The organism is Embleya sp. NPDC055664 (assembly GCF_053618075.1).
On record NZ_JBSHGZ010000023.1, the window covers coordinates 147,917 to 166,569 of the forward strand.

Genomic DNA, 18,653 nt, shown 5'->3' on the forward strand with positions numbered 1-18,653 from the left:
ACCACGGGATACTCGTCGCATCGAACAACGCAAGCGATGACGACCGGCCACTGCACGACGTGGCCCGTCGGTCTCCTGGAGAATCGATGCCACCGCCATCCCCACCATCCCCTCCCCCGCCTCTCGACATCCGCTACCACCCGGACGCGCTCGCCGATCCCGATACCGACCTTGCCCGTGTCCTGGCCGAGGTCACCTGGGACGAAGACATGCGGGCATGCCGGACCGCCTGCTTCGGCGTGCCGTACGACTACTCCGGGCGCCGTCACGATGTCGCACCCATGCCCCCGCGGATCGCCGCGATCGGCACCCGCGCCGGTTCACACGCCGGTCATCCCTTCGACAACTGCCTGGCGAACCTGTACGAGACCGGCGACAACACCATGGGCTTCCACCGGGACTCCTACGACGGCCTCAGCCCCGGCAGCGCAATCGCGATCGTCTCCCTCGGCGCGACGCGCCGCCTCGCCTTCCGCAGCCTCGACCGCAACCACCGCCACGAACTCGCCCTCGTGCACGGCTCGGTGCTGCTCATGACCGCCGTGACCCAACGCGGCTGGACCCACGCCGTCCCCCGGGAACCCGCGGCCGGCCCCCGCGTCAGTCTCACCTTCCGCCAAGCAACGACGCGGCCGACGAGCTAGCTGGGACAGCAAGCAGGTCACCGGAGCGGCATCGTCCAAAGTCGCAGGTCACGTTGTGGGACACCCCGCTGGACGGCCAGGTTCTGCGGCAACGGGATCGACAAGGCCGGGCCCGTCGTCCGAGAGGAAGCACGATGAGCGAAAAGGAACCGGACCTGACCGTCGCCGTGTTGATCGCCGGCCACGTCGGTTGGCCGGCTGTCTGGCACGCCACGGCGGCAAGTCCTACACGCAGGCCCTCACCTACGGCATCGGCATCGCCGCGTCGACGCCGCTGCTCTACTTCCAGGCACGCAACGCCTGCTGAACGTCGGGCACACGGGCGGGCACGACGAACGCGAGCCGCGCCCGGGACCCGGATTCGGCCGTGCCCCGGCCGAAATGCCCACGCCGCCGCCGGCCGCATCGACCAACCGGCGTCGACCGCTCCCCCGCTGATCCGACACCGATGCCGTTGCCTCGCATGCCGACCGGGGCAACGGCACGGGCATCGCGCCCGCGTTCCCGACCGCCGGCGCGAACGACCTCGACTGAGCCGGCACCCTCGCCGAACAGACCCGATCCAGGGGTCGGGCGCAACTCCCAAACCCTCTCGCCCACCCGCCCCGCTCACAAAGCGTCGTGCGCCGGACTCACAAACCGCCGTGCACCCCTGCCACCCCGACCAGCGGTTTCCAAACGATCACTCGCAAGCCACGGCGCTCCGCCACATCCGGAGCCTTCTGTTTCCGTGCTCCCGTGCACGAGTGTCCGAGGTCGTGTGCAAGGCCGCCTGAGACAGGATGTGTTCGCGAGCGCAGCAGCGCATGGTCGGCACCCGCTCAACCGGAGGCCTGCTTTCCCTGGCAGAGCTTCGTCTCGATCGCGGTGAGCATGCGCCCTGCGACGACCGCCGCAGTGGCTTCGTCATCGACCTGCTTGTCCTTGAGCATGCCCTTGGCCAACTCGTCGACAGACAGGTCACGCATCGTCGTGACGAGGCTCCCGGGCACCCACCGGCCTTGACCGTCGTGCGTGCACAGACGTTCGCGCGTCGCCTTCGCGTTGAGCACTTGGTCGTCGAGGGTGCGCTTCCTGCCCTCTTCGGTTGCCCTGACCTTGTATTCAAGGGAGACGGCGATGGTCTCCCGGAGAAAGTCGGCGAGGGTCGGTTCAATGTCCGGCCTGGCCGCGATCTCCGCGAGACGCTGGTCGGCCTTGGCTCGGACGTCTGCATCGAATGCGGCAGGCGCGGCCGATCCTCCGTCGCGGCCGCACGCCGTCGCGGCAAGGCCGAGCGCCGTGCACAGGGCTATCGCGGCCGTGGTCGCTCGGTACTTCATGGTCCCCACCCCCTGGATGCCGCCGCGCGGTACGCCGGCGGCTCGATATCCGCCCGATCGTAGGGCCGCGAGGCCGGCGGTGTTCCGGAAACGCACAACCCGAACGTCCCGGTTGCCCTGTGGCCGATTGACCACAACCACACTCTTGCCTTCGGTAACCCCCACGGGCTCCGAGCCTCGGGAATCGGCATGACCGGCAAGCACATGGGCGCCGACGTCGGGCGGTGCGCCGGACCGAGCATCCCGCGTGCGGGCCCGTCGGGGCGAGGGCTGCCGGCCGACCCGCGGTGCGCCGCCGATCCCAGCCGATCCCTAAAAGCGGAAACCGAACAATCCGCCGGTGTCGAGGGCGTCGGTCAAACGCGCGCGAATGTGCGGTTCGGGGTCGAAGCCCCGCCGGGCTGCTTTGCCGAGGTCGTCGGTATTGAGGGTGGCGATGTACTGTATGCGCTCCTCGTGGGCGACTTCGGCGGCGAGGGTCAGGGCGGCGGAGAGTTGGCGGTCGTCGACGCCGTCGAAGAGATGGCTGTCGTGGATGAGGAAGTCCGGGGCGCGTCCGTGGCGGTGGTGGGCCAGGACGGCAAGGGTGAGGTCGAAGCAGAACATGACCATGTTCCCGATGCCGCGGCTGTCGTCGCTGTGGACTACGGCGTGTTGTCGGGGCGGGCACGACGATTCGGCACGGTGCTGGAGGGCGCGTTCGCCATCCACCGCGGCGAGTTGTGCCGAACCGTACGCCTGCCGCTGCTCGTGTCCCCCATCGACGAACGAGCCGCCGGCCAGGCCCTCACCTCGTACGTACTGCGCGGCTCGGACGACCCCGCATTCCGCTTCGCGCCGTGACGCCAAGCGGCCCCGGCGTACCCGCAGGTGTGTGATACCGGCCATTTCGGCATAGCGCGCCGGCCTGCCATCAGGCACGGCGACTGCCCCTCACGTCGCGAGTGGTCGTCGGCCATCCTCGACGTGCCTTCGCCCGAAAAGATTTCAGCCTCGACGTTCGCCTTCCGGTGAGCGGCGACCGCCCGAGGACGGTGCCGCCCCTGCGGGTGGCTGCAAACTCGGCCGGGCGGGCTTCGGTATCGGCGAGGGGGCGGTGAGCCGCTCGATTTGCTCGCGCAGGTTGTCGGCGTGCGTGGCGGCACGAAGCCAAGCACTACCAGGAACACCAAAACCGCAGGTCATCACCACAACCGCGAGTCTCCAACAAACCCGGAGCGGTTCATCCAACCTGCAACGCCCCAGCCCACACCAACCACCCCGGAATCACAGGGGCCGGCGAATCGCCGACCGTTTCAGCATTCTCTCCCCTCATGCACCCGCGCTGGAGGAGGATCACCCAGCGGGGGCGAAAATGACACCGTCGGCCGGGAGAATCCTCGCGGAGCGCTACGAGTTGACACACCTGATCGGTAGCGGCGGCATGGGCCAGGTGTGGAGTGCGCACGATCTCTTCATCGACCGTCGAGTCGCCGTGAAGATCGTCCTGGGGCAGGATCGTCCCGACTCAGTTGAGATGTTCCTGCGCGAGGCTCGCACGGCGGGAGCTGTGGCTCATCCGGGTGTGGTTACCGTGCACGACGTCGGCCAGGACGTGGACGGCACTCTGTTCTTGGTGATGGAGCACCTGCACGGTCGCGATCTCGCCGCCATCCTCAAGATCGACGGCCTCTGCCGTGTCGACCAGAGCCTCGTCTGGGCTGCCGAGATCTGCGACGCACTCGGCGCCGCGCACGACGTGGGCCTGATACATCGGGACATCAAACCCGCGAATCTTTTCCGCACGAACGATGGTCGCATCAAGATTCTCGACTTCGGCATCGCCCGTTACACCGAGGCGGTGTCCGCCAGTGCCAGCCGGATCATCGGCACGATCGCGTACATGCCCCCCGAACGCATCAACGGCCGGGTCGGCGACCACCGTGCCGATCTCTATTCCCTGGGCTGCGTCGTGTACGAACTCCTCACTGGGGAACCGCCTTTCGGCTCAGGCGAATTCGCGCCACTCGCGCTGGCCCACCTCACCCACGAACCGACACCCGTGTCGGCGTATCGGCACATCCCTCACGAACTCGACTTTCTCCTCCTCGATCTCCTCGCCAAGGACCCCGACCACCGGCCACCGGACGCAGCGACCACCCGCCGGCGGTTTGCCGACGTCGCCGTCACCATCGCGGCGCAACATCAGGTCCAGGCAGGACCTCGAGCCGCGAACAGAGCGGAGCAGGAAAACGAAAACGCCGAAAGAGCCCAACATGAACGCCCCACGACCGGGCCGGCAGTCGCACCCCCGCGCCGCTGGGAGGCGGTCGCCGCCCGCGCCAGAGCCGCAGAAGACGCGAAGAAGCGCCCGCCCACGAATTGGCCGGTCTGGGCATTCCTCACCAACGTCTTCCTAATCCTGGCCACGCTCCACGGGCATGCGGGCAACCTCGTCGGTGCCGGATTCATGCTCTGCCTGGGCTTCGCCGCCTACTGGGCCACGATGTCACGCGTCTCCCGATGCTTCGACGAGCACCGAAGTCGAATCGTCATGTTGTCGTGCCCGGCCCCAGCGGTCGCCGGTTCGATCGCGCTCGCAGTCATCTGGAGCGCCTGACCACGTTCCACCCGCCGCGACCGGCACACCTCCAGACGATCGCCAGGATCTCCGACTCACTCACGATCAGCAGCCAAGACGGCAAAGCCGTCGTAGAGTTCGCCTTCGCCGCGGCAACCGTCGAGGGACTCTTCCTGGGCGAGTCGAAGAAGAACGACTGCCTCGCCGACTCCGCGAAAGGGACCCCCACCGAGTTCAACAAGCTCCTGAACGGATGCCGCGCACTCGGCGCGACGCACCTGGTCCCGGTCACCCCCAGGAACGCCTGGAAGCAGGCGACCATCGACAAGCAACTCCAAGGCGACGCGGCACGCGGCGTCAGCGCCCCGAAGTACTCCTCCTGACATGCCTGGGCATCGACCCGAAGATCACGACTCTCGACGGCAAGCCATTCACCATGGACTGAACCGGCCCTGACAACTCCCGGGCCGAATCGGCCGAACCAGCGGCACCACCGGGGAGATCGAAGTTTCCGTTGACACCGCGGGATCGGATGCGCACGACAGTCGTGAAGCGTTGCTCCTGGCGGGCTCCATCGCGGAGGGAGCGATCGTGGAGGGCCGGACCGACGCGGTCTTCGTCGACCACGCCATGGAGATCTCGAGGTTTCGCCGAGTGGCCGACGAATGTCTCGAACGGCGCCCGGAGAGCCCCGACCACGTACACGTCTGAGCCGTGCCATGATCGTCTTCGAGGGTTGGGCGACGTGGAGCGAGGCCGTCGACGAGCTGTCCGACGCGTTCCTCACGGTCGCCTGTCCGCGATGCGAGGCTGAAGTCACCATCGCCATCGGCGGGTACGGCTACCACTCCTGCTGTCGCGACTGGGGTCTGGGTGACGTGGACCGACGCCCGCCCCGACCGGCACGACCGTAGGACCTCGAAGGCCTCGGCAAACGCCTGCACGACGTCGCCGCCCGCGACGGGCAGGGGACGTCGGCCCTCGGCCTGACACACATCTTCGGCCACGCGCAATGCGCCGCCCTCGACGACCGGGCCGTCACACGCCACTTCCGAGACTCGCGGGGCGGCCGGTGAACGATGCAACGCCCGCCGGCGAGGCCGCCGTCGAGCGCCTGGCCCGCGCCGCCGACACCCGCGACCGCATCGCCCGCGACCTCGGGGCAGCCGCTTCCACCGACGAACGCCGCAACCACCGAGGCGCACTACGCGTGGCCGCCACCGAGTTGCACGCCGCAGTCCTCGACGGCCACCGCGCCGGCGTACCTCCGGCCTGCCCACCGCCCGCCGCCCCCAGACCCTGGCAAGTGACCGACACGGTATGCGCACACGGCACCGCCCACCCGACGACCCAGCAAGCCATCGCCGCCGCACACGCCTATGGCGTCAGCCCCATAAGCCTCGGCCGCGCCACCGGCATCACCCCCGCACGAATCAACGACATCGTGCGGGCGGCACCGACGACGCGTTCACGACACCAGGGGCACTCCTGATGCCCGGCCTCGTCAGGAGAAGAGCACGGACCGGAGCTTCATCCTGTCCCCGAGCTTCGTGCCCGGATCCATGACATAGAAGACGTCGCCGTCACAGTCGAACTCGAGGAAGACCGTGGCCGTCGACTTCGTGAGGTTCTGGGGGGCGAATGCCGGAACCCCCTCGGTCGCACCGAAGAGATTGATGCACTCGTCGCTCACGGGGTCGGCTAGACCGGCCTGGGTACCGGCCCCGACCTTGTAGAAGAAGTCGCCGGTTGCGGCGGACGCGGACGCGGGAACGGACAACATCAGAGCGAGCACGCCGGTGGCGGCGATGGCGGCTTGGCGCAGACGGCGCATGGGAGTCCTTCGAGGACAGGCACCTCGCGGCACCGGATGGTTGGATACGAGATCACCGTAGAAGGCACCAGAGGCATCCGACCGTCGGCGCGCCGACCCGCCGAAACGCCTCGCCCGAAAGGGTGACACCCGGGCAACCAGGCACAATCGACACGCGCGTCACGTCCACGTGACGACCTCGACCGAAGCGGGTCGGGCGAACGGCGGCACCTCCCATCCCAGTGGCCGGTCCGGATCGCGCTGCTCCGAGATCTCGACCTCGAGGCGCCGAGGCACTCGCCGCATCCACCACCGAGCACCCTCGTCAGGATGGCCGGGCCAGGGAATCGTCGCGCTGCGAAATCGCCCATCGATGCCGTCGAGTTCCACCTGCCGGATCTCACGGACACGCGGCGGAAGCAACGGCCAGGCAATCGCGAGCGCACTCCGACACCACAGATCGCTGTCGAACTCCGGCGCACACCACGGGTACCATCCGACGTCGCACACCCGGCCCGGTACCGGCAACCCTCATCCGGCACAGCCAAAAAGCAACCGCCCTCGAATATCGGGCGCCTCCTCGTGACCGCCCAGATTTGCCTCCACACGCGGTACGGAACGACTGCCTAATGGCCCGATTATTTCATGATTCGCGCGCGCACCGATCGGGCTTTGCACAGCGTCGCGTGGCCGAAGCCCGCACGATCGAAAAAATCTTTGCCGCTACCGAAAGAGAATTAATGATGGCCGATATGGATCTCGATCCGGCGAAGGACCGGCAGGACGGCGAAACGCCCGCCATCCATATCGAGCTCGTACGGAACGAGACCTACATCACGTAGCCCGGGAAAGACACTACCTCGTCTCGTCGAAGAGCGGCCCAGTCCGCCTCACACAAGATGGACGGCCCTGCTTCACAACGCGCCGGAACGACACGAAGAAGGTTGTCGCGGTACTCGACCCCTTCGATAATTCCGGCCTCACTGGAAAAGTGAAGATGACCCCGGAAGAAATCCCGGAGCGCCGATTTTCATTATAAACCACACAAAATACCGATCACATACGGACACCGCGAGAGCCCGGGGGTGAAATTCCCCCGGGCAACCCGACCGCTAGGCTACATTGAGAAAGAACCTCTCGTTGTCGCCGCCGTTGGCCTTGATCTGGCAGTTCACCGTTCCTCCGGGTCCGGTGGCGGAGGTCACCCCGCTACCGGTCACCATGCGCAGGTAGGTGCCCGGGAAGGCCGTCGACTCGAGGGAGAATGAACCGTCGCCCTGGGCGTGGGCGTTGAACTTCTCCCAGGGACCGATGCTGTATTGACAGTTCACCATCCCACCCCCGGCCTTGGTCTCGGGGACGCCGGTGCCATCCATGCGCAGGTACACGTTCGGGAAGGCCACCGACTCGAAGGAATACGAACCGTCGGTTTGCGGGTGGACCTTGAATGTCGTCCAGGGACCGGTGCCGTACTGGCAGTTGACCGTCCCACCTCCGTTGTCGGTGGCGGCGGTCACGCCGGTGCCGTCCATACGCAGGTAGATATTCTGGAAGAACGTCGAACGAATCGTGATCGTCGCGTTTCCCGGCTTTGCAAGATCGGTTGCAGATAACGGCATGACAGCCTGTTTCCTTCCATCTGGGCGTTTCGTGGACGCAGTCCGGATTCAGTGCCACCGGCGGCCTGTACGGCGCGCCGGTATACCGGCCCGGCGAGATGCATTCCGGTCGGCACTTTACGGCGCCGGACGGCAGGGATCTTGGCAGCGCACTGAGCCACTTCCCACATAAAAGAACCGGCAATATCGCAGGACAAAAGCGGCGGCGCAGCCGCTGCCCATGCTTTCCGCCCCCTCCTGCATTTCCCGCTCAGCAGGCCCCGAACGCACTGTATTCGGGAGGGCACGACATGTCCAGACTCGGCGCTTTGGTAACACTGTGCGAATCCCGGTATTGATCAATGCCGCACCCGGAAGTCGACAGGACTCTCGACAAGGCCCGCCGTCTCAGGCCACCGGCGACCGTGCACACCTCTCCCGTCGCCTTCATCCGAGACCGCACACGCCGCGTTCCTGCGGAGGAGGCACCCGGGTATCGGGCCGCACTCGAACGAGCCCGTGCCCGCCTTGCCGACGCCCGTATCGCCCGCGAGGTGGCCGTGGCCGACGATTCCCACATGTCGTTCCTGGCACCGGCCAGAGCGTCGACCTCGAGGAGATCGACGACATGGGCCACTGCGAGTTCGAAGGCCTGCCGCGATTCTCATGTACCGCGACGGATGCCGGGTGGAAAGCTCCGTCGGCGGCCCCGGGGACCGATGCGCCGACATCATTGCCTCCCACCGGACCCGGGGTCGGGTCGTGCTCCAGTGCAAACACACCACCCGAATGTCCTCGATCGCTTCCGGCGACATGCAACGACTCAGCGGAACGGGACGCCCCCGTCCACCGAGCCGACACCGTCATCGCCTGACCAACGGCACCTTCACCAAACCCGCACGGAACCTCGCCACCGATCAGCGCATCCACTGCCTCGGTCGCCACGAGTTGCGTCGTTGGGCAACCTGGGGCGACCATCTCGTCGACATCCTCGACTCGACACGAACCTGGGACCGCCCGGTAGCGCAACCGCAGGAGAACCGAACCGAGTTGCGCGGCGGCGGCAAAGCATACGCGCCGGAACCGACCTGACGGGGCGCCGACAGTCGGGAAGAGGCGAAGCTGCCGCAGCCGGTTCATTGCACACGCGATGAATGGACAGGCCGGCGGAAGCCGTCTACTTGGAACTCGCGGACGGCGGCGGGCTCGAGGCCGAGGTGGATCTCCTCAATCGGCCCGACGCGCGCGGCGCGCCGCCGGACGCGTGGACCGCGAGCCGATCGGCTCAACGACCCGATCTCGGGCGGACCATCAAAGCCCGCCCGGAGCACAGGACGTTGACACGACGCCGCCCGGCCGGTCCCTCCCACGGCATCCGATCCCGCCCCGCCGTCACGGCGTCGCGCATGACGGCGCGTCCTACGGCTCCACGTCCGCCGAGTCCAGGTCGGCGCGGATCCGGGCGATATGCGGGCGGTGCGCATCCACGGCCAAGTTGCCTACTGTCACGGTCGGTTGCGTTCGGGACGGCGGTAGCTGGCGGGGCTTCGTGCGGTGACGAATCGGTGCACGGTACGTCGGCGGGCCGTCGTCCGGGCGGTGGCCGGTCGGGACGGACGGGGGCCGGGGCCGTTGCAGGGACGCGTCCGCTCCCGTGTCATTGCTCTCGGCGGGTTCGGGCGCGGTGGGGTCGTTGCGCAAGGCGCGCCAAAGGGTGTCGACGTTGACGCCGAGGAGTCGGGCGATTCTGGACACGGACAGCGGGTATCGGGGGGCGTCGTCCGGAGGGACGAAGGTGGGGGTGGTCATAGGCACTCAGTACCTGGCGGGGGCTCTCGCGCTGCTCAAACGCCTCGAGTTGGCGCCTGCCAACGCGCGGGCAGTGCTCGAAGCCGCCATGGACGCCCGACGCCACGGCCACGGCCACGCCCTACGCCAGGCGTTCCTCGAGGACGCCGCCGAGGCATACCTCACCGACCACGAATCCGACACACTCGACGACGACTGGTTCGAACAAGCCCTCGCCCACACCACCGCACGAGTCCACACGCCACCGCACCCCTCACCCGCATCCGCCCACGCAAACGCAGCCCCAACCCAACCTCGAGTGACGGCCCGACCTACCGACTGGCCGACTACCTCGAACAACACGCCCGCACCACCCGTAAGACTCTGTGGCCCCGGGGCTTCGTTCTGGACCGCCGCCACGACGACGCCCCGTACCGCGGGCCCAGGCCGTCCACCCCCAACGCTCCCTCCACGCCGTCGAGCACGGACCGACGCGCGCCGACGATGTCTCCCCGCTCGATTCGTCGGGAGTTTCGGGGTTTCCCGGCGCGACGGCATGATCGACGGGCAAACTCAAGGCTGTTGCGAAGACCATCGTGGCTGCGAGGTGTCCTTTGTCGCTCCATCGCGGTTCCGATGGGCGGGTCCATTCCATGACCGTGCGGATCGCACCGGCGGACCTTCCGGCCGGTACGGCGGCGGTGGCGGGCTGGTGGCCCCGGCCGAGTGTCGGGTCCGCGGGCGACCACACCTCGCCGACCCACCTCGAACGAGCCGATCGCGAACACCGGGTCACCGGCTGCCAGGCCTTGGCGCGCCATCCCGTCCGCCGCCGCAGCGGGAGCGAGGGCTTCGACTGGGACGGCCCGTCCGATCTTCTCTCCGAACGCGGAACCCCGAATCGTGGCGCGGTCCACCGTGGGCCGGCGTCCGACCGGCCGGCCCGGTACTCCGGTTCCCACCACAGTTCCTCAGCCCGGAACATGGGCTTGACCTCGACCGGAGAGATATCTCGATCCTCAAGTCCGCGTCCGCAACTGGCGGTGGACGCCCGACCGAAGGCCTATGGGCTGGTCTACCGCGAAGTGGTATGCGTCATCGCCGAGTTCGCCTGCGGACACGGCATGGGTCGTGGCCGCCGGCAGCGACGGTCGAAAGCCCGCCCTCAACCGCCGACCTCCTTCCGCTCCTTCCCGGCCCCGAACGGGATCCCGGCGAGCCTCGGCATCCGACCACGACCATCCGGGATTCCCCACCACGGTCACACTCAGCGAAGGCGAGGTTCGCATGCCTGGTACGAGCCGAATCACCTCCATGGTCGCCACGTATTGGCCCGGCTACGTTCAGATGGTGGGGGAGGACGCCGTTGCGCTGATCGTGGACGAGGTGCGGGCGGGCCGCGACCCGCTCGCCCTGTATCAGCCGACACGAGGGGGTGAGCGGTTCGATCTGCGCGCGATCATCGAGCTGTTGACGGCGGGAGTGGTGGTTCTCGACTTCGGCGTGAGAATGATCGACCGGCGCCGCGGCTCCGACGAGCCCCCTCGCACGGTTCACGAGATCCACGTCGAGTTGGTGGCCGAGGCGGACAGGCTCGACCTGCCGCCGTCGGTGCGCGATCAACTCCCCGAAATCGCCGCGGGTCTCGAGGAGCAGGGCCGATCCGACCATGACGTGGACCCCGAGGGGAGTACCGAGGAGGGCACCGACGAAGACCCCACGGCCGGCGCGTGAGCCGTTTCGGAACGCGAGGCCGGGATATCCGCAGTACCCTGATAGGGGCGGTGTTGGCCGTCCAGCGTGCGCAACCGCTCTTGTCGGAACATCTCGTGCGCCACCGCGCCGGTCGAGTTGCGGTCGGCACACTGGCGCTGTTGGACGCCATGCCGTTCGTCCTCTTCTTCGCAGTGCTCTACATACATCATCCCACGTGGGAGAACGCGATGTTGTCGGCAACGTCGTTCTCGACCGCGTTCGCATTGCGCCAGTGCATGCTCAACCTGGCCTCGTGGATCAACGTCCAAGCGGCAGACGCATACATTGCCGCCCCGCACCGGACGATCCGCGAGGTACACGACACGGGCGCGTTGGCGGGCGCGGCACTTCTCGCGCGCCTGCACCGGCCGCACGGACTCGGCCCCGACGTCCGGGTCTTCGACGTGCGGATGAAGACCCGGGCCCTGGAACCCGACACCACCTTCGTGAACTACGTCGGTACCTCGTTCATCTTCGTCATCGGCCTCGACGGCCCCGACGGCCACCTGAAGCGCTTTCGAGTGCTGCACGAGTTCGGGCACGTCTCGAACGCCGCAGTCCGGCTTTGGAAACGCGAATTCAGCGGGCCGATCCAGATCGGCGCCCTGGCACTCCTCGTCGTCTTCTTCCCCACCGGAATGGTTACCGATCCGGTCCTGTGCTGGGGATTCGCCGCCTTTGCCGTAATCGTGACAGCTCCGTTCGGTCCGAACCGTCACAACGACGCCAGGGAACACATCGCCGACACCTTCGCCATCGCCCACATGCCACCGGATCAGGCCCGCCGCGCGGTGTACGACCACTTCACACGCCTGCTCGCCGACACGTTGCATCGTTTGAACAGCGCTCGCCGTACCAGGGACTACACGCGCGCGCTCGAGGTGGCCGAGCCGTTCTACATCCACCCGGACGTGAAGGTGTTGGACCTGGTGAGGCCCTCGTACTACCTGAGCCGGAGCCTGGAATGGCGTCTGTCCTACAGCGCAGCCCTCCACACCCTTCGCACACGCGCAGCGGAGGCCGTGGCCGAGTGTCGAAGCGCGGGAGAAGTGGACACGGACCGCCACGCCAGGGCCCGGCCACTCGTAGCGCCGGGGTGGTGGCAGGTCCAACCGCTGGCAACGATACCCCTGGTGATCGCACTGGGGCTGCAGGTCGACCACGTTGCGACACGGGTATGGATGTTCCTGTTGGCCGCGCCGGTCGTGCTGTGGTTCGTAGCCTTCCTTCTGCAAGGACGCGTCGCTTCCTGGGAGCGGCGATTCAACCTCCGGTACGAGTGGCACCACGGACTCTTCGCCTGGCTCAGTGGGAGTCTTGCCGCTCTCGGCGAGACGCGGGCGGACACGGCGGCCGAGACGACGAACGAAAAGTACGGAAACCTCGCACAGCCGAAACCAAACCCTCCCACTCCCGACTTCGGCGAGACCCGGCCCGGCACATCGGCGGAGACGACGAGCGAGAAGGAGCCACCCCGCGAGCCGTGGGGAGAGGCGGTCCGCGCCGTCCTTCCGGGTTTCACCCTCCTTACGATGCTGATGGCGTCGCTCCCCACCTTCACGCACCGCTGGCTCTCCACGACCGTGATGGCGACGGCGCTTGTCGCCTACCCGACTCTCACATTCGCGATCAGCCGATCCCTACGGCGGCTGTACGCATCGATCGCCGTGTTGCTCGCCGTCCCTCTCGGCATCGCCATGGCCGTCGCCGTCTACTGGGCCGCACGATGACAAACCTCGACCTCAGGCGACACAGACTCCCTGAACCACCCGATGTCCGCGTGGTCCGGGCGAGCCCGAATCCGCTGTATCGCACGGGTCGGCGCTCCGACGGAGCCAGGGACAGCGGGGACCGGAGCGCCGGGGTGCCCCGAATCGGTGGAGGATCGACGGCCGGCTCGCGGCACCCGGTGGCCCCTCCGCCGATCGGCGCGGTTGGCCCGGCACGTCCCACCGCCGAAGGGTTGTCCTCGCCGGTCCACGAGTTCCCCGACGTCGATCCACCAATTCAGCGGCGTGTCACGGCCGGGCCCGACCATCGGCTTCGCAACGCAGCAGTGCTGCAGCGTCGTCCGGCGCCGTCGACCACAGCAAGACCGGACATCGCTCACCGTCCGCCGTCGAAAGAGCAGTCCCGTCCCGGTCACGCGTGGGCGACGACCGCGGTGGGCCGATCGATCAGCCGGTGACCGGAACCGGTACAGGAACCGTCCACCGGCGGCCGGTCGCGGCATCGCCCGCCCACACGGACTGCTCCCCGGCGGTGATCGTGACGCCGTGGTCCCGGCGGCGGATCCGGCCGTCGTGCTCCCACGCGTCCCGCGCCGCCTCGATCTCGTCCATCAGGGGCCGAGGGCCGCCCTGCCCGGCGCGGACCCGGCCGTCGGGCAACGTGGTCACCACCGCCCGCGACCGGACGCCGTCGTGGATCCACGCGTTGACGCCGTCCTCGTCGGTGTCGGTGATGTACACGACGTCGGGCAGCGCGACCCGCAACGCCCAGAGCAGATCGCGGTCGGTGTGCAGCGGCGCCACGTCCCGCGCGAGCAGGCGTTCGTCCGATGCCACTCCTTGTGTGCGAGCGGGTCAGGACGGACGCGAGACCTGGCTCACTATGCGGTAGTACGTGCCTTTGGCCAGATGCGGGTGGTTGGGGACGACGATCGTCCGGCCGCAGCCGTCGCGGAGCTTGCAGTGCGTGGCCACGCGCACCAGATGGAAGCCGTGGCCTTCGAGGAAGCGGATCAGATCGACCGCCGAACACGGATAGCCGGGAGGCGGTGGTCCCGTGCGGACTCGTCGGGTCATGGAGGTCCTTCCGTCGACCCGGCGGCATCGGCGTACGACGCGACGCCGGGGAAAGGTGGGGTGCCTCCAGTGAGCGCGTCCAGGCACGCCCGCATCGAGCCGGCCGGACAGTTTCGGCAAATCCCGGACGCCCCCGAACCCTGCGCCGTTAGGCTCCGGACACATCCGGACACCCTGGGGGGACGCGATCGTGTACGACGACGCCGACCGGGCGACCAAGGAATTCGCCGAATGGCTGCGCAGGGTCCATCGAGAACACGGCAAAGGCGTCTCGGTACGTGCCATCGAACAGGCCACGACCAAGTCCGCGTTCGGTACGCGGGTTCCGCGCTCGACGATCTCGGCAGCGCTGAACGGCACGAACCTGCCCACGTACGACAACGCCGTGGCGATCGTGCGGGCGATGAACGGCGACGCGGCGCTCCTTCGCGAATGCCGCGAACGCTGGATCACCGCGCGGGCCCGCAGGACCGGCGACGCTCCCGCCTCCTCGGTCCCGAGCGACACGCGGAGCGCGGCGCCGAAAGCGGGGAACCGGCCGGTGCCCGACCCCGGTTCGGCCCCATTGCCACCCCCTCGGCCACGTCACCCGCCCGCACGACCGGGCGCAACGAGCCTGCGCCGCGGCCCGATCCTCGCCGCGACGGCCGCGGCCCTGGCTCTGGTGCTGGTCGGTATCGGAATCCACGACCGGCTCGGGAGTCGGTCCTCGCCGGGGGACAAGGCCGGCGGGGGCAATCCGAGCGGGGGCATCTCGCCGGCGACCGATCCGGACTTCGCAGTCTCCACACGGTTCATGCCGCAGGACGACAAGGGCCTGAGCGCCGCGAGCCGCGACGAATTCCGTCCGACGGCCGCGCAGCGGGAGATCATCACAAGGCCCTTCTCCGTCGGCCACCCGGAGGTCGCGCGGGTGATGGACGAGGCGGGAGCGATCACCCTGGACTCCGTCACGATCGGCATCACCCTGACCGGCGACGGCAGCCACGACGTCAACATCATCGACTTACAACCCGACATCGTCGAACGCACGGCACCGTGGTCGGGGACCTTCTTCTGCATTCCGCCCCAGGAGGGAAGCCCGACCATGCAGATGGGCTTCGACCTGGACAGTCCGCGCCCGATCGCCCGGACGATCGAGACCTCGATGCCCGATGTGGGAGAACTGGGGCGGCCGTTCTTCAACGAGAAGACCATCGCCCTGAAGAAGCGCGAGCAACAGGTCGTCATCGCAAGGGCGTCCACCGCGCGCAGTCAGGTCGCCTTCCGCCTGCGCGTCACCTACATGCTGGGCCGGGTCCGCAAACAGGCCGTCATCGACGACGCCGGCCGGCCGTTTCGCGTCACCGCACTCAACCGGGTCGGCTCGGACGACGTTTCATACCAACGGATCTACGCCTTCGCCGGCAACTACTCCCTGCGCGACGTCGGAACCGGCAGGATGCCGAAGTCCCAGGCGTGCCACTACTGAGCGCATGCACGGCCGGATCGGATGTGTCTCGGCCGCCGCCGGGAGGCAGTGCGCCGCGAACTGCTCCCACGCTCGGGGACGTTCGGTTCGGGGGAGGTGATCCGATGCCGAACGCCCTTGTGCTGCGGGCGGTGCGGGGACGCTTGACCGGTTGGGTCGAGAGGGAGATGTCGACCCCGACGGCCCTGCGCGCGGGCGGTTCGGGCCCGGCGGGGCGTTCATGGCCATGCCCGGCCACCGCTCCCCCGTCGCCGACGTCGTCCGCCCCGACCACCGGCCCGACGCGTCGACCACGACACGGTCGCCGTGGGCCGTCGCGGGCGGCGACCGCCACGACGAGGCCGTCATGGGGCTGTTGCTGCCCGGACCGTGGACCCACTGGAACGACGAACCCGAAGAAGCCGGTGTCCGGTCACGGCTATGGGTCGGCGACGAGAGCGGCACATCCTGGGCGAGCGTCCGTCAACACGGACCCCGCCGCATCTGGGACGACGTCCACACGGCGTGGCGGTGGTGGAACGGCCACGCACGGCCCGCGTTCGACACCTTCGGCCTCGACGTCCTGCCCGACGGGCAACAGCACGTGCGGTGCGACACGACACTTGGCACGACCTGGACCGTCCCCACACACTGAGCCGGGCTCGGGACCGAAGCGGAAATGCCCGGGTCGAGCACCCGACAGTGCCGTGCCCTCGTGGAGGCGGTGCGCGTGCGACGTGCGACGTGTGGCCCGAGGACGTCGGCTCGGGGGTGTGGGTGGGCATCATCGGGAGCGGCGGGCGAAACCGTCGACCGAGCGGATCGCAGCATCGGAGACGCGCCGGACGTAAGCCGGGGGCCGGCGGGGTGGATGTCGAGGTTGCGCAGCCCGGAGAAGTCACCCGCGCGCACCCGGTCCAGAACGGCACGATCCTCGGCCCGCTCCTCCGGCGTCAACGCCCACTCCAACACGATCTTCGCGTAGAGCTGATCGAACGGGGTGTTCGCGAGCTACTCCTCGAACTCGACACGCTCCTGCGGACCCAGCCGCTCACGAATCTCCGCGATCGTCCCCGGGCCTGTCGTACTCCGCCATCACGCCTTCCGAGTCCGTCGGTCCTCCCAGTCTGCCCGTTCCACACACTCCGTGTCCGGCCCATCGCCCGAGGGCCGCAGAGCGTATGTCACGACCCCGGATGCCGGGGCGGCCGAGGCGGCCGCGCGGGCGCCGGGTCGGGTGGCGATGTCGGGCGTGATGAACATCGGCCCGGCGACGTCGGCGGCGCTGCCGTTCCTGGCGCGCCTGGCGAAGTACCCTGCCGGGACGAGTCGTTCGCCCCGGTGTTGCCGGACGCCGCGCCGTCCGGACCGATCAATTTTGACAACCCGGTGGACCCGGCGATCGGCTGCCCCGAGGAGGACCACCCCGAACGCGGGCTGTGTCGGGCCGCGTTCGTCACCCACCGGTCGTGGGTACGCCGGCTCCTCGACGACTCCACCCTCCCGGCGCACGCCCCGCCCCACGACGACGAACGCGCCGGCCCGCACACCACCGCCCGACCGTGACACCACCGACCGGCCCGCCACCGCCCCGGCAGCCAGGATCGGGAACCGACCGTCGTCCGGCCCGGCCGGGATCGTCCGTGTCGGCCGTGCAGGCGCTCACGCGGGCGGCTCGACCCGCCCCCGCCAGACGACCGCGTCGAGGGAATCCATCGACGCGTCGTCCAGGAACGGGCTCGGATCGTTCCACCCGATGTCCCACCACGCCCACGACACACTCCCGCACAGAACCCAGTGCCCGACGGCGCCGCCGTGCAGGGCGCTGGTCCCCGTGACGGAGAAATACCTCGCCCGACGGTGCTCCGGCACCGGCACCTCACCCGGCGGCGGCACATCCAACGGACGCACGACCGCACCGGGCACGTACGGCTCGATCATCGCCTTCCGCACATCCCGGAAACACACGTCCAGGACCCGGTCGTCCTCGTAACGGATCCCGTACTGCGTCTGACGACGGAACACCATCCTCGAATGACCCGCGTCATAGGCCCACAACTGCAACGGCGACTGCGGCACCACCAACGGAAACCCACCCGGCACGAACCTCACCCCGAACCCTCCCCCACACCACGGCCGATGCCCGTGAACCCCCACCACCGCACCATCATCCCCCGCCACGACCACCCGACGACGAACGAACCCCGAGCCCCGAGCGAGGACCGCGCGACACTTTCGACGGCGGCACACCGTGGCCGGCCCCCGAGGATCACCAACCCAGCGTCGTGCAACACCACACCCACACGAGACACCGCGACGGGCCCGCACCGTCGGAGCGGTCGTACAGGCGTGCCCTGCCCGACCACGGCGACCGCGACAACCCGCAGGTCTTCCCAACGGAACCGACCATCCGTCCCGGATCCCGCAAAACCACAGGCCACACGCCAGACAAAGCCGAACAGGACAGCAAAACCCAGGCCACGCAGTCAAGATCCAAAGTCCCAGATACTGCAAATCCCCTGGTCAACACAAGATCGATCGACAAGATCCTTCAAAGCAGCCGGGACGGAGCAGCCGGGACGGAGCAGCCGGGACGGAGCAGCCGCGACCCGCCGACCACGTCGGCGACGCGCGCGGAGGTGTTCGCCGTGATCGACGCCGCGTTCGCCCAACGCCGCAAGACGCTGCGCGCCGCCCTGGCGGGCTCGGCGGCGGCGGCCGAGGAGGCCCTGCGCGCCGCGGACATCGACCCACGTACGCGCGGCGAGGCGCTCGGCGTCGCGGAGTTCGCCCGCATCGCCGAGGGGCGACCGGGGCGCGGGGGGGCCAGCCCCCCGGGGGCGCGGGCAGGGCCGGGGAGCGGAACCAGGTGCAGTATGTGAGCAGCCGGGTTCGGGGCACCCACGGGAGGGTGGG

General features: G+C 68.5%; 20 protein-coding genes and 1 pseudogene. 13 read left to right on the plus strand and 8 right to left on the minus strand.

From position 1 onward, the window contains the following. The first annotated feature begins 8 nt into the window (after positions 1-8). Complete coding sequence (locus ACWGR4_RS30790) at positions 9-644, plus strand: alpha-ketoglutarate-dependent dioxygenase AlkB (RefSeq protein ID WP_452134279.1); 636 nt, start codon at positions 9-11, stop codon at positions 642-644. Positions 645-1,465: 821 nt separating this feature from the next. Here ACWGR4_RS30790 and ACWGR4_RS30795 read toward each other — a convergent pair. Continuing rightward, entirely contained in the window at positions 1,466-1,966 is a 501-nt protein-coding gene (locus ACWGR4_RS30795; RefSeq protein ID WP_452133336.1) for a hypothetical protein, read from the minus strand. 312 nt (positions 1,967-2,278) lie between these two features. Beyond that, entirely contained in the window at positions 2,279-2,854 is a 576-nt protein-coding gene (locus ACWGR4_RS30800; RefSeq protein WP_452134276.1) for a DUF2326 domain-containing protein, read from the minus strand. 508 nt (positions 2,855-3,362) lie between these two features. Here ACWGR4_RS30800 and ACWGR4_RS30805 point away from each other — a divergent pair. The 4 genes from ACWGR4_RS30805 to ACWGR4_RS30820 all read left to right on the plus strand — a co-directional run bounded on the left by ACWGR4_RS30805 (position 3,363) and on the right by ACWGR4_RS30820 (position 6,018). Beyond that, positions 3,363-4,565: a serine/threonine-protein kinase gene (locus tag ACWGR4_RS30805; protein ID WP_452133333.1), complete on the plus strand. Its 1,203-nt coding sequence runs from the start codon at positions 3,363-3,365 to the stop codon at positions 4,563-4,565. Beyond that, a complete protein-coding gene (locus ACWGR4_RS30810) occupies positions 4,508-4,909 on the plus strand; it encodes a hypothetical protein (RefSeq protein ID WP_452133332.1) in 402 nt (133 codons plus the stop codon). Before ACWGR4_RS30805 ends, ACWGR4_RS30810 begins: the two co-directional genes overlap by 58 nt. A gap of 336 nt (positions 4,910-5,245) precedes the next feature. Then, positions 5,246-5,440, plus strand: coding sequence for a hypothetical protein (locus ACWGR4_RS30815; RefSeq protein WP_452133331.1), 195 nt, complete (start codon positions 5,246-5,248; stop codon positions 5,438-5,440). A 158-nt stretch (positions 5,441-5,598) separates the two neighbouring features. Then, positions 5,599-6,018, plus strand: a complete 420-nt coding sequence (locus ACWGR4_RS30820) for a hypothetical protein (RefSeq protein ID WP_452133330.1) — start codon at positions 5,599-5,601, stop codon at positions 6,016-6,018. Positions 6,019-6,030: 12 nt separating this feature from the next. On the opposite strand, the gene ACWGR4_RS30825 is transcribed toward ACWGR4_RS30820, so the two are convergent. Both ACWGR4_RS30825 and ACWGR4_RS30830 read right to left on the minus strand, forming a co-directional pair. Continuing rightward, the gene (locus ACWGR4_RS30825; RefSeq protein WP_452133329.1) at positions 6,031-6,360 is read right to left on the minus strand and encodes a hypothetical protein; all 330 of its coding nucleotides are present in this window, start codon (positions 6,358-6,360) and stop codon (positions 6,031-6,033) included. A 159-nt stretch (positions 6,361-6,519) separates the two neighbouring features. Next, positions 6,520-6,729 carry a hypothetical protein gene (locus ACWGR4_RS30830; RefSeq protein WP_452134277.1) on the minus strand — a complete coding sequence of 70 codons (210 nt, stop codon included), beginning with the start codon at positions 6,727-6,729 and terminating at the stop codon, positions 6,520-6,522. Between the two features lie 296 nt (positions 6,730-7,025). Here ACWGR4_RS30830 and ACWGR4_RS30835 point away from each other — a divergent pair, with 296 nt between their 5' ends. Next, a complete protein-coding gene (locus tag ACWGR4_RS30835; RefSeq protein WP_452133328.1) occupies positions 7,026-7,181 on the plus strand; it encodes a hypothetical protein in 156 nt (51 codons plus the stop codon). 270 nt (positions 7,182-7,451) lie between these two features. Here ACWGR4_RS30835 and ACWGR4_RS30840 read toward each other — a convergent pair whose 3' ends face one another. Further along, complete coding sequence (locus ACWGR4_RS30840; RefSeq protein ID WP_452133327.1) at positions 7,452-7,958, minus strand: fascin domain-containing protein; 507 nt, start codon at positions 7,956-7,958, stop codon at positions 7,452-7,454. 645 nt (positions 7,959-8,603) lie between these two features. Here ACWGR4_RS30840 and ACWGR4_RS30845 point away from each other — a divergent pair. The 3 genes from ACWGR4_RS30845 to ACWGR4_RS30855 all read left to right on the plus strand — a co-directional run bounded on the left by ACWGR4_RS30845 (position 8,604) and on the right by ACWGR4_RS30855 (position 13,210). After that, positions 8,604-9,029, plus strand: coding sequence for a restriction endonuclease (locus ACWGR4_RS30845; RefSeq protein ID WP_452133326.1), 426 nt, complete (start codon positions 8,604-8,606; stop codon positions 9,027-9,029). 1,983 nt (positions 9,030-11,012) lie between these two features. Continuing rightward, a complete protein-coding gene (locus ACWGR4_RS30850; RefSeq protein ID WP_452133325.1) occupies positions 11,013-11,459 on the plus strand; it encodes a hypothetical protein in 447 nt (148 codons plus the stop codon). A gap of 50 nt (positions 11,460-11,509) precedes the next feature. Continuing rightward, the gene (locus ACWGR4_RS30855) at positions 11,510-13,210 is read left to right on the plus strand and encodes a hypothetical protein (protein ID WP_452133324.1); all 1,701 of its coding nucleotides are present in this window, start codon (positions 11,510-11,512) and stop codon (positions 13,208-13,210) included. Between the two features lie 447 nt (positions 13,211-13,657). On the opposite strand, the gene ACWGR4_RS30860 is transcribed toward ACWGR4_RS30855, so the two are convergent. Both ACWGR4_RS30860 and ACWGR4_RS30865 read right to left on the minus strand, forming a co-directional pair. After that, complete coding sequence (locus ACWGR4_RS30860; protein WP_452133323.1) at positions 13,658-14,047, minus strand: hypothetical protein; 390 nt, start codon at positions 14,045-14,047, stop codon at positions 13,658-13,660. An 18-nt stretch (positions 14,048-14,065) separates the two neighbouring features. Then, entirely contained in the window at positions 14,066-14,287 is a 222-nt protein-coding gene (locus ACWGR4_RS30865) for a type II toxin-antitoxin system HicA family toxin (protein ID WP_452133322.1), read from the minus strand. Positions 14,288-14,477: 190 nt separating this feature from the next. Here ACWGR4_RS30865 and ACWGR4_RS30870 point away from each other — a divergent pair, with 190 nt between their 5' ends. The 3 genes from ACWGR4_RS30870 to ACWGR4_RS30880 all read left to right on the plus strand — a co-directional run bounded on the left by ACWGR4_RS30870 (position 14,478) and on the right by ACWGR4_RS30880 (position 17,303). After that, positions 14,478-15,758: a hypothetical protein gene (locus tag ACWGR4_RS30870; protein WP_452133321.1), complete on the plus strand. Its 1,281-nt coding sequence runs from the start codon at positions 14,478-14,480 to the stop codon at positions 15,756-15,758. 220 nt (positions 15,759-15,978) lie between these two features. Continuing rightward, positions 15,979-16,392: a hypothetical protein gene (locus ACWGR4_RS30875; protein WP_452133320.1), complete on the plus strand. Its 414-nt coding sequence runs from the start codon at positions 15,979-15,981 to the stop codon at positions 16,390-16,392. Positions 16,393-17,126: 734 nt separating this feature from the next. After that, entirely contained in the window at positions 17,127-17,303 is a 177-nt protein-coding gene (locus ACWGR4_RS30880; protein WP_452133319.1) for a hypothetical protein, read from the plus strand. Positions 17,304-17,399: 96 nt separating this feature from the next. Here the strand turns inward: ACWGR4_RS30880 and ACWGR4_RS30885 are convergent, their stop codons facing one another. Next, entirely contained in the window at positions 17,400-17,765 is a 366-nt protein-coding gene (locus ACWGR4_RS30885; protein WP_452133318.1) for a hypothetical protein, read from the minus strand. 575 nt (positions 17,766-18,340) lie between these two features. Between ACWGR4_RS30885 and ACWGR4_RS30890 the strand changes: the two are divergent. Further along, positions 18,341-18,619: pseudogene (locus ACWGR4_RS30890) on the plus strand (16S rRNA (adenine(1518)-N(6)/adenine(1519)-N(6))-dimethyltransferase RsmA); the annotation flags it as partial. Positions 18,620-18,653 lie beyond the last annotated feature (34 nt).